6 protein-coding genes are annotated in these 12,028 nt (G+C 53.9%); all 6 read left to right on the plus strand.

Features of this window, described 5'->3' with window-relative positions; genetic code table 11:
- Positions 1-31 precede the first annotated feature (31 nt).
- A complete protein-coding gene (locus tag K7P01_RS21460; protein WP_267296637.1) occupies positions 32-3,001 on the plus strand; it encodes a SusC/RagA family TonB-linked outer membrane protein in 2,970 nt (989 codons plus the stop codon).
- A 19-nt stretch (positions 3,002-3,020) separates the two neighbouring features.
- Entirely contained in the window at positions 3,021-4,607 is a 1,587-nt protein-coding gene (locus K7P01_RS21465) for a RagB/SusD family nutrient uptake outer membrane protein (RefSeq protein ID WP_267296638.1), read from the plus strand.
- 32 nt (positions 4,608-4,639) lie between these two features.
- Entirely contained in the window at positions 4,640-5,719 is a 1,080-nt protein-coding gene (locus K7P01_RS21470; RefSeq protein ID WP_267296639.1) for a SusE domain-containing protein, read from the plus strand.
- Positions 5,720-5,802: 83 nt separating this feature from the next.
- Positions 5,803-6,981, plus strand: coding sequence for a glycoside hydrolase family 53 protein (locus tag K7P01_RS21475; RefSeq protein WP_267296640.1), 1,179 nt, complete (start codon positions 5,803-5,805; stop codon positions 6,979-6,981).
- 28 nt (positions 6,982-7,009) lie between these two features.
- Positions 7,010-9,430: a beta-galactosidase GalA gene (gene galA, locus K7P01_RS21480; protein ID WP_267296641.1), complete on the plus strand. Its 2,421-nt coding sequence runs from the start codon at positions 7,010-7,012 to the stop codon at positions 9,428-9,430.
- A gap of 27 nt (positions 9,431-9,457) precedes the next feature.
- The gene (locus tag K7P01_RS21485; protein WP_267296642.1) at positions 9,458-12,028 is read left to right on the plus strand and encodes a cellulase family glycosylhydrolase; all 2,571 of its coding nucleotides are present in this window, start codon (positions 9,458-9,460) and stop codon (positions 12,026-12,028) included.

The raw sequence follows: 12,028 nt of genomic DNA on the forward strand, positions 1-12,028 counted from the left end.
GCAAACGGTTGAATAAACATAACCAGTTCGTATGAGCAAAAAATTACTCTTCATTTTTTCGTTCCTGATAACGGGATGCTGCAGCCTGCTGGCGCAGCAGATCGTGAAGGGAAAGGTGACAGATGAGAACGGGGCGGAGCTGCCGGGCGTAAATGTCCTTATTAAAGGGACCGCCGTCGGCACCGCAACGGACGCTGAGGGGAGCTACTCGTTAACAGTGCCCGCCGAGCAGGCGACAGGAGGCGTGATTGTCTTTTCGTTTATCGGGTACCTTTCAGAAGAAGTGGCCATTAACGGCCAGACCACCGTCGATATGCGGATGATCCCGGATATCCTTACACTGGGCGAGGTGGTCGTGGTGGGCTATGGTACGCAGACTAAGAAAGATGTGACAGGATCCATGGTGGCCGTAACCAACAAAGAGTTTAATAAAGGACAGAATGTAACGGCCGACCAGCTCATCATGGGTAAGGTCGCCGGCGTACAAATTACCTCCAACGGTGGCGCACCCGGCTCCGGCAGCCAGATCCGCATCCGCGGAGGATCATCGCTCAATGCGAGCAACGACCCACTCGTCGTGATTGACGGTGTACCGCTGGATAACGACCGCACGGCCGGTTCGCCCAACCCGCTGTCGCTCATCAATCCCGACGACATCGAGAGCTTTAACATTTTAAAAGATGCTTCAGCCACCGCCATCTATGGATCGCGTGCTTCCAACGGTGTCATCATTATTACGACTAAAAAAGGTAAGGCTGGCGACAAGATGCAGGTGCACTTTAGCTCGCAGGCGTCGGTCTCCAAAGTGGTAAAGACACTTGACGTGTTAAGCGCCGACGAGTTTCGCGAGGTGGTAGCCCAATATGCGAACGCGGGTGACAAAACTCGTCTCGGTACGGCCAATACCGACTGGCAGGACGCAATCTTCCGCGATGCCTATACCTATGACAATAACCTGAGTCTGAGCGGCGCCTTTAAAAAAATACCGTACCGGCTATCGGTTGGTCGCTTGAGCCAGGAAGGGATTCTGTTGTCATCGAAGCTCGAAAGAACGTCGGCTGCGTTGAACCTCAATCCTACATTCCTGGACGATCACCTGAAAGTGAACATGAGCCTGAAAGGCTTGATGACCGAAAGCCAGTTCGCCGACGAGGCAGCGATCGGCACAGCAGCATCCTTCGATCCGACGCAACCCATCCGCGCCGACTACCCGGCCTACGACGGTTACTTCGAATGGATTCAGGGAAACGGTAATCCTACTGGTCTTGCTCCGCGCAACCCCGTGAGCATTCTGCGCCAGCAAGATGGTCATGCCGATGTTAAACGTAGCATTGGCAATCTGCAGCTGGATTACAAGCTGCACTTCCTGCCCGCGCTACGCGCCAACCTTAACATGGGCTATGATATTTCGGAAAGCGATGGCACGACGACATTACCGGCGACGATGGCGTCGGTGATGCTCCAGGGCGGCACGCACAATGTGTATTCACAGAAGAAGCAGAACAACCTGTTGGATTTTTACCTGAACTATGTGAAAGAGTTGCCCGGCCTGCACAGCAAGGTGGATCTTACCGCGGGGTATTCATATCAAAGCTTCACGACCAAGAACCCGGCCAGCTATACCCTCAGCATTCAGAACGAGGGAGACACGCTAAACCGCGTTGAGCCGGTAGAGCTGAAAAATGTATTGGTGTCGTTCTTCGGTCGTTTGAACTATAGCTTTAAAGACCGTTACCTGTTGACGGCAACGCTGCGTCGCGATGGATCATCGCGGTTTAGCCCCGACAGCCGCTGGGGCACGTTCCCGTCGGTGGCCCTGGCGTGGCGCATTATGGACGAGCCTTTTATGCAGGAGGTGAAAGGCCTCACCGATCTAAAGCTCCGGGCTGGCTATGGTGTAACGGGTCAACAGGACCTGGGCGCGACATCGCAAGGATACTATCCGTACCTGGCGCGCTATGTACGCAGCAACGCAGAGGCTAGCTACCTGTTTGGTGATACCTACATCCGCACGTTGCGCGCACAAGGATATGATTTTAATATCAAATGGGAAGAGACCCAATCGTATAATGTGGGTATCGACTACGAGTTCCTGACCGGCAAGGTCTATGGTAGTATCGATTATTATCAAAAGAAGACAAAAGATCTGTTGGCCGAGATTCCGCTGCCGGCCGGCTCTAACCTGACAAACCGCCTGTTTACCAATGTAGGCGAAGTGGAGAACCGCGGCGTGGAAGCATCGGTGAATGTGAAGGCCGTGGAGCGCGGCAAGTTTACCTGGGACATCGGCATCAACGCGACCTATAATAAAAACGAAGTATTACGCCTCAGTAAAACCGCCAATGAAAGCTCCGCGGGAATTGAAGTAGGGGATATCGGTGGGGGCGTGGGCAACCGCATCCAGATCCACACGGTAGGATATGCGCCCTATTCTTTTTATGTATACAAGCAGGTGTACAACGAGCAAGGTGCTCCGCTGGAAGGGGTGTACGAGGATTTGACTGGCGATGGCGAAATCACCGCCGATGACAAATACCGCTATCACAACCCTGCACCGAATGTATTTCTGGGTTTTAATACCCGGCTTTCGTACGACCGCTTTACCCTATCCATGGTGGCGCGGGCTTCCTTCAAGAACTATGTGTATAACAATAGCGCCGCCAATGCCTATTTCTCCAACGTGTCGCAAAGCGGTTACCTGATCAATATACCCGCGGCGGTATACGATACCCGGTTCGTGGGGCCGAACGATGCGAACCGTCAATACTCGGATCATTTCGTCGAGAACGCATCGTTCCTGCGCATGGATAACATCAATCTGAGCTACCACGTGGGGAAGGTGGCCAAAGAGAAGCTCGACGTGAACGTCTCGGCTACCTGTCAGAACGTGTTTGTGATCACAAACTACAGTGGTCTCGATCCGGAGACTTCTACCGGTCTGACCAACTCGTTCTATCCGCGTCCGCGCGTATTTACACTGGGTCTGACCCTTGATTTTTAATCTTAACGGAGCGAAACACATGAAGACAACATTCATCAAAAATATAGCCTTCACCGCCACGCTGGCGTTGGGCATGCTCGGCTGTACCGACGATCTGGACCAGGTGCCTAAATACGAAGATACTTCGGCTAATATTTACAAAGACTTTGGCAACTACAAGTCTATCCTCGCGAAAGCGTATTCGGGTCTGGCACTGACGGGCTCGCAAGGACCGGAGGGAAATCCGGATATCAAGGGTGGAAACGAGGGCTTCTCATCTTATCTACGCCAATACTGGCAATTACAGGAGCTCTCGACCGATGAGGCCGTGATCAGCTGGACCGATGCTGGCTTGCCGAACCTGCATTCCATGAATTGGACAAGTACCAACCAGTTTGTAGAAGCGCTGTACTACCGCATATTTTATCAGGTAGCGATCTGCAACGAGTTTATTCGCGAAACGACCGACGGCAACCTGAGTGAGCGCGGCATTACCGGTGCGAATCTCGAAGAGGCCAGGCATTACCGGGCAGAGGTGCGCTTTCTGCGCGCCTTGAGCTACTGGCATGCGATCGACCTGTACGGCAGCGTTCCGTTCGTAACCGAAACAGACGAAGTAGGTTCTTTCTTCCCTAAACAGATCTCACGTGCAGACCTGTTTGCCTACCTGGAAAGTGAGCTGAAGGCGATCGAGACCGAGCTTGTCCCCGCCCGGCAGAATGAATACGCCCGGGCGGATCAGGCTGCAGCCTGGACGTTGTTGACCAAGCTTTACATCAATGCCGAAGTGTACACCGGTCAGGCGCGCTATACGGACGCCATTACCTATGCCAAGAAGGTGATCGATGCCGGCTACACGCTGGAAGAGAATTTTGAACACAACTTCCTGGCTGACAATGATCAGTCCACCGAAGTTATTTTTCCGGTGGCGTTTGACGGCTTGCGCATTCAGAGCTATGGCGGCATGAACTACATTTTAAAAGGGCCCATTCCGAGAGGCAAGAATGTGGAATACGGCATTGATGCCGGCTGGTCTGGTCCGCGCGCTACGAAAAACATGGTAGACTTGTTTCCTCCGATTGGGAGCGGCATCGATGAGCGTGAGATGTTCTTTACCGAAGGGTATACCCTGGAGATAAACAGCGTTGCGTCGGAGACCGATGGTTACCCGATCATTAAATTCAAGAACATTACCTCTACGGGCCAACCTGGTTCACACGTCATCTTTGTGGATACCGACTTCCCGATGTTTCGATTGGCGGACGTATACCTCCTGTATGCCGAGGCCGTCCTGCGCAACGGGCAGGGTGGAAGCCGCGGCGAGGCGTTGGGGTATGTGAATGACCTGCGCGAGCGTGCTTACAACAATACCAACGGTAACATTACCGACGGGCAGCTTACACTGGACTTTATCATCGACGAGCGTGGGCGCGAGCTGGCGAGTGAAGCCGTGCGGCGTACAGACCTGATCCGCTTTGGTCGCTTTACCGAGGATAGCTACCTGTGGCCCTGGAAGGGTGGTGTACAAGAGGGGCGTGGAGTAGAGTCTTACCGCAAGCTGTACCCGATTCCACAGTCGGATCTGATCGCCAACCCGAATCTTGATCCGAAGGTAAACGGTTATTAATCATGTCGCGGATGTTTTTAAAACAGACAATTATGAAGAAATTACTAAGCTATACTATAGGCGTATGCCTGCTGACCCTGGCTGCCTGTGACGAAGACGGCACGAATACGGTGCTGAAGCCGGGCGAAGATTCGCAGCTCACGGCCTCGAAGTCCGAGATTGTGCTGACGATGGAGACGGCTGCGGAAACGGCGGTGGTATTTGAGCGTACCGATGCAGAATATGGTTTTTCTGCGGCGGTAACCTATACCTTGGAGCTTGATAAAAAGAGCGACAACTTCGCGTCGCCCCGCACGATGATCCTGGACGCAACGCCGGAGGTAGCGTTGACAGTGACACAGCTGAACGACATGATGCTGGCGGAAGAGCTGCCGGGCGAAGAGACGGCCGACGTGGTCGTGCGCATTCGCTCGGATGTGTCGATGTCTGTCGCCTCGCGCTATTCCAATACTGTTGAATTGAAGGTGACGCCCTATATCGCCGAGCCTCCGTATCTGACCATATTCCAGGTAGGTGACGCTGCCGAATTTGGATGGGATGCCAATGCGGCCAGCCCGATGTTCCGCAGCGAGGCGGACAACTTTACTTACACATTCACCGGCCATTTTAATGCCGGTCAACTCAAGATCCTGGCATACCAGGGTCTCTGGGCACCGATGTGGGGCCTAAATGACTCGGATGTATTCTTCCGCGAAACAGATGCAGATCCAGACCCGGGCGCCTTTATGGTCGGCAGTGCCGGTTATTATACCTTCTCGCTGGACATTCTGAAAATGCAGTTTACCCTGGACAGCTATGACGAGGCAAGCGCACCGGACTACACGGGTGTTAATATCACCGGTGATTTTAGCGGCTGGGCATTGATCCCCATGGCCAATACTGCGGCGAATCCGCACGTGTGGACGCTTGACTATACGTTTGATGCCGATGTCGCCATTAAATTGGCAGCAGACGGCTGGACGGCCCAATGGGGCACCGTCGGTGTAGGCGACAAGCTCTACGGCACGGCTGTGCCGGCGGGTAACGACGACAAAATTGAAATTGTCGCGGGTAGCTATACCATCATCTTCAATGACCTTACCAAGCAGTTTCTGCTGATTCCTCAAGAATAACGTCCCGAACCCCACAGGCACGGAGCCGGCATACGCCTTCGGTTCCGTTGCCTGGCGGGGTGAGGATGTTTTAAAACAAAACCATGAGCTTTCATTATATACGAATATACGTGGCGATTGCGCTGACCTCGGTAGCGTTGATAGCCTGTCAGGACGACGACGGGGCCACAGCCCAAACAGAACAGACGCTGACCTATTACGGTGCAGACCTTTCCTACGTCAATCAGATCGAAGAGCACGGCGGCGTCTATAAAGACGATGGCGAGCCACAGTCTCCCTACGTGATCTTTAAGAATAACGGTACCAACCTGGTCCGGCTGCGGCTATGGCATAATCCTACCTGGACGAAGGAGGTATACGGTGCCGACGGTAAGAAGATGTATAGTGATTTGAAGGACGTAGAGGTGTCCATTCGCCGTGCCCGAGAGCAGGGCATGGAAGTGCTGCTCGACTTTCATTACTCCGACACGTGGGCTGATCCGGCCGCGCAGGATGTTCCGGCGGCGTGGGCAAACATTACAGCGGCCGATGTACTGGAAGATTCTATCTACAACTATACGCTCAAGACGCTGCGTTATCTGAATGGTGAAGGGCTTATGCCCGAGCTGGTGCAGATCGGTAACGAGACAAACTGCGGCCTGCTGTTTACGAATGCACCTGAGGGTTTTCCGACGTGCAACGTATGCGAGGGAAAATGGGTAGAGACGGGGGCGGTCATCAACCGCGCCATTGACGCCGTGCGTGATGCGGCCGACGAGTCGACGATCAAGACCAAGGTGATCCTGCATATTGCCGATCCGAAGAACGTCAAATGGTTCTTTGACAACCTGACCACTACGGGCGGTGTGACCGATTTTGATATTGTGGGGTTTTCATACTATCCACTCTGGCATACGACCGTTGCGCCCGACAAGCTTTCGGAGACCATTGCCGGGTTTAAGAGTGCGTATAACAAGGATGTGATGATCCTGGAAACGGCCTACCCGTGGACGATGGAAGCGCAGGACAGCTACACCAACCTGTTTGGAAGCGATCCCATATTGCCCGGCTATTCGTATACCCGTCAGGGACTCGAGAAACTGCTGCGCGATATGGCGCAGGAAGTGCACGATGGTGGTGGACTTGGTATGATCTACTGGGAGCCAGCCTATATCAGCTCCAACATGAAGGATACCTGGGGCACGGGGTCGTCGTGGGAGAACTGTGCGCTCTTCGATTTTTCGGGTAATACGATCCCGGCGATCCACTACATGGAAGAATAGCCTCTTTACTTTTTTAACGGTATATGTTTTGAAACGAACTGCCTTACTGATACTGGCAGCCGTGCTCGCTACGGCCACGCTGTCTGCTCAAACGCCTCGAAAGCATCTGTTGCTGGACGAAGGGTGGAGGTTCCATCTGGGCCACGCCGCCGATGCGACGAAGGATTTTAATTTCACCATCGCCAACCTGTTCTCGAAAACAGGCAAAGCCGGTGGCACGGCTGTAGACCCCAAGTTTGACGACCAGGCGTGGGCAACTATAACGCTGCCGCATGACTGGGCAGTAGCCCTGCCGTTTGAAAATTCGGACAATGCCGATGTCATGGGGCATGGATACAAGCCGGTGGGAGGGTTGTATCCGCAGAATAGCATTGGCTGGTATCGTAAGACGTTTGCCATCGTGCCGGCGGATTCGGGCAAGCGGTTCTCCATTCAATTTGACGGTGTCTTTCGTGATTGCCAGGTATGGCTAAATGGCTTTTACCTGGGGCGTAACGAAAGTGGCTATGTCGGGTTTGAATATGACATTACCGACTATATTCAGTTTAAGCAGGAGAATGTGTTGGTCGTGCGGGTGGATGCTTCGCAGTATGAAGGATGGTTCTATGAGGGGGCAGGGATCTACCGCCATGTGTGGCTGAATCAGTATGAGAACCTGCACGTAGCGCCGAACGGCGTATTCTTTCAGAGCACGGTCGCAGGGCGTGATGCCACGATTGCTGTGCAGACTTCCGTGATGAATGATGGATTGGCTGCCGGGCAGGGTAGTGTCCTGACATATATCACCGATCGCAATGGTAAGGTATTGGTACAGGCTGCTGAAAAGCCGGTTGCATTGCCTGGCCGGGCTGCAGCGGTCGTGCAACAGGAGCTGACGATCAACGATGCGCGGTTGTGGTCCTTGCAAGATCCGTACTTATATAAGGTAGTGAGTGTTGTTAAGCAGAACGGTCGTGTAGTCGATCAGGTCCGTCAGCGCTTGGGAGTCCGCATGGTGACGATCGAAGCGGCTACCGGGCTATCGCTTAACGATAAGCGAATAAAGATTCAGGGTGTAAACTGCCACCAGGATCATGCGGGCGTTGGATCGGCACTGCCGGACTACCTGCACTATTACCGCATTCGACGCTTGCAAGAGCTTGGCGTCAATGCTTATCGTACAAGCCACCATGCACCGACGCCGGAGCTGCTCGATGCCTGCGACTCATTGGGCATGTTGGTGCTGGACGAGGCCCGGTTGTTAAGCAGCTCGGCCGAGTACCAGGATCAATTCCGCCGACTGATCGAGCGCGACCGGAATCACCCGTCGGTATTCCTATGGTCTATTGGCAACGAAGAAGGCTATGCGCAAACCAACAGCTTTGGCAAACGGATTGCATTGTCGATGCTGGCCTTGCAGCGCCGGCTCGATCCAACGCGTACCAGCACGTACGCGGCCGATCTGGGCAATGTATTTCCGGGGGTAAACGAAGTCATTCCCATTCGTGGCTTCAACTACCGCGAAAAGCATGTTGTGGCGTATCATCATGATCACCCGGAACAGCCAATCCTCGGCACCGAAATGGGGAGCACCGTGACGACGCGGGGTATCTATGCGGTGGACTCAGTCAAGGGCTATGTGCCCGATCAGGACATCACCGCTCCCTGGTGGGCTTCCACCGCGGAAGCGTGGTGGCCGTTGGCAGCAGAGAATGATTGGTTTATGGGTGGCTTCGTCTGGACGGGATTTGACTATCGCGGCGAGCCGACACCGTTTCAATGGCCGAACGTCAGCTCACATTTCGGCATTATGGACATGTGTGGCTTCCCCAAGAACATTTATTACTACTATCAATCGTGGTGGACCGATAAAGACGTGCTCCACATCTCACCGCATTGGAATTGGAAAGGGCAAGAGGGTAAGAACATCGACGTATGGGTGAACTCCAACGCTGACCAGGTAGAACTATTCCTCAACGGTAAGAGCCTGGGTAAAAAGGCGATGCCGCGTAACCGGCACTTGCAATGGAGTGTGCCATACCGCGCCGGTATATTGTCAGCGGTGGGTACAAAGCAAGGACGCACGATCCGCACACAGGTGCAGACAACGGATGCGCCGGATGTGATTGAGCTTTCGACAGAGCGAAAAATAGTATTAGCGGATGGACGTGACGCTGCGGTGATAAACGTGACGGTAAAAGATACGCGCGGGAGGGAAGTGCCGGATGCGGGCAACCTTGTGCGCTTTCGTGTGCAAGGTGACGCCCGGATTATCGGTGTGGGCAATGGCGATCCCAGCAGCCACGAAGCAGATCAATGTGCACCCGGTGCCTGGCAACGATCATTGTTTAATGGCAAATGCCAGGTAATTATACAGGCGGGTAAGACGGCAGGCACGATTCGACTGGAAGCAACGGGCGAAGGAGTTCGCCCGGCGATTGTAACGATCCAGGCAACAGCCGCAAAGTGAAATTGAGAAACGGAAAAGTATAGAAGCATGAAGGTAAGAGTATTATTGTTGATTGTAACGTGCATGATCAACGTTGCCAGCTGGGCGCAAAAGGGAACCGATGTGTATGTCGACAAAGACGGCATCATGCGGTGGGGCAAAACCAATGATGAAGTCCATGCCTTTGGTGTAAACTACACCGCGCCGTTTGCCTTTGCGTACCGTACGGCGAAGCAACAAGGTGTTGATTTGAAGAAAGCCATCGACGACGATGTCTACCATTTTGCCCGCCTGGGCTTTGACTTATACCGTGTGCATGTGTGGGATTGCGAGATCAGCGATAGCGTCGGCAACCTGTTACACAACGAACACCTGGAACTCTTTGACTACATGCTCAAGAAGATGAAAGATCGCGGCATGAAGTTCATGATCACCCCCATTGCCTACTGGCAGAACGGATGGCCCGCACCCGATGAAAAAACACCGGGCTTCTCGTCGAAGTATGGCAAGGGCGACTGCCTGACCAATGAAGGCGCCATTCGCGCACAGGAAAATTACCTGTACCAGTTCCTGAACCACGTCAACCCGCATACCGGACTGGCGTATAAGAACGATCCGGACATTATTGCCTTCGAAGTATCGAACGAGCCGCACCACGGTGAGCCTGCACCCAAGGTGACCGCGTTCATCAAACGTATGGTATCGGCCATGAAAAAGACCGGGAACAAGAAACCGGTGGTTTATAACATCAGCCATAGCATTCATTTGGCCGATGCGTATTTTAATGCCGGCATTCAGGGCGGAACATTTCAATGGTATCCCACGGGCCTCGGCTCCAATCATGAGCTCAGCGGCAACCTGCTGCCCAACGTAGACAACTACGTCATACCCTTCGCGGCACATCCGGGCTTTAAGAAGATCGCCAAGCTGGTATACGAATTCGATGCCGCCGATGTGGGCCGGTCGTATATATACCCCGCGATGGCGCGCAGCTTCCGCACGGCGGGTATGCAGATTGCCACGCAGTTTGCCTACGACCCGACCTATATGGCCGACGTCAATACAGAATACGGCACACACTACATGAATTTGGTGTATGCCCCGCAGAAAGCCCTTAGCCTCAAGATTGCCGGTGAAGTATTCCGCACGGTGCCGCTGTACAAAAGCTATGGTCGCTATCCGGCCAACGCAACCTTCGGGGACTTTAGTGTAAGCTATGAGCAGGACCTTGCGCAGATGGCGACGACGCAGAAGTTCTTTTATACGAATCATACCCGCACAATGCCCCCTGCAGTGGAGAAGTTGGAAGAGATCGCCGGGTGGGGTAACTCGCCCGTGGTGCAGTACAACGGTTCGGGGGCTTATTTTCTCGATCGCGTAACGCCGGGCGTATGGCGATTGGAAGTTATGCCCGACGCGGTGTGGGTGGATGATCCGTTTAGTAAAGCTAGTCCTTCTAAAAAGATGGCTGTCGTGCAGTCGCGTGCGCGGTCAATCAATATCCAATTACCGGATTTGAAAGATGCGTATGCCGTGCAGGGTATGAACGCGGGGAATGTTTTATCGGCTATCGCTGATGGAACTTCGTTTATCGTTTCGCCGGGAACGTACTTGCTAACGCGGAAGGGCGTGACGGCGGGGGATTTGAACGTTCGGCTTCACAACAACATCGGTCTACGGGAATTTGCAGCACCGGCGTTGGGGGTATCGCAACCGTATGTACTCCACAAGCCGCTCGGAGCGGCGACAGCAGGTGATGCCCATACTGTTGAAGCCACTGTTGTCACAGCGACCGTACCGGACGCTGTCGAGCTTTATGTATACGGAAAGCATTGGAAGCCCGAAGTGATCCAGATGGGAGCGGGAAGTGGCTTTACATATCGCGCCACGATTTCATCCTCATTTCTGCAACCGGGCACTCTTCGATACTACATCACTGTGCGCGCAGGGGGTAAAGCAACAACGTATCCCGGCGCGATTCCGAGCGGCGCGACCGACTGGGATTTTTATGGGACTCCCTATACCGTATCAGTATTGCCAGCAAAAAGCGGAGTATACCTGTTTACGGCCGCAGAGGAAGCAACCCTCTCACGTAACTGGACGCCGGGTACCAGCTTGCTACCGCTGGCGGAGCCGGGACGGGTTGAATTGGCAGTGCCGGTGAAGAAGCTGTTCGAGGTCGATCCGGAAAATCGCGAGGGCAAGCCAATACACGACTACTCCATGCGGTATTTCTTTGGCCGCCAGGTGGCGGGAAGACAAGGCGATATAGAAAAGGCGACACGTATGGTATTTCACGGACGTACTAAAGACGCCACACCGCTACCGGTACAGCTGGCGCTGATTATGCGTGATGGCTCGGCTTACGGTGGCATCGTCACTGTAGACGTTCGCACCGGCGACTATAGCGTTGCCCTCGCAGACCTGAAGCCCGTGTCGGTTGTAACATTACCACGACCGTATCCATCGTTCTTACCGTATTACTTCGTGCCTTCAGCCGTGTCTGGTTTCGCCCTGGACCAAGCCGAAACATTACAGATCTCCATCGGACCGGGCTTAATGGGCGCCGCGTTGGACAGTGCGCACGAGCTCGTGATCGAGAGCGTGCGGTTGGAGTAA

This window comes from Parachryseolinea silvisoli (genome assembly GCF_021190955.1).
Taxonomy (GTDB): Bacteria; Bacteroidota; Bacteroidia; order Cytophagales; family Cyclobacteriaceae; genus Ohtaekwangia; species Ohtaekwangia silvisoli.

Excerpts from the sequence above, each read along its gene's own strand:
- K7P01_RS21470 (WP_267296639.1), top strand. The coding sequence starts at position 4,640 with ATGAAGAAATTACTAAGCTATACTATAGGCGTATGCCTGCTGACCCTG.
- K7P01_RS21475 (WP_267296640.1), top strand. The coding sequence starts at position 5,803 with ATGAGCTTTCATTATATACGAATATACGTGGCGATTGCGCTGACCTCG.
- K7P01_RS21465 (WP_267296638.1), top strand. The coding sequence starts at position 3,021 with ATGAAGACAACATTCATCAAAAATATAGCCTTCACCGCCACGCTGGCG.
- K7P01_RS21485 (WP_267296642.1), top strand. The coding sequence starts at position 9,458 with ATGAAGGTAAGAGTATTATTGTTGATTGTAACGTGCATGATCAACGTT.
- K7P01_RS21460 (WP_267296637.1), top strand. The coding sequence starts at position 32 with ATGAGCAAAAAATTACTCTTCATTTTTTCGTTCCTGATAACGGGATGC.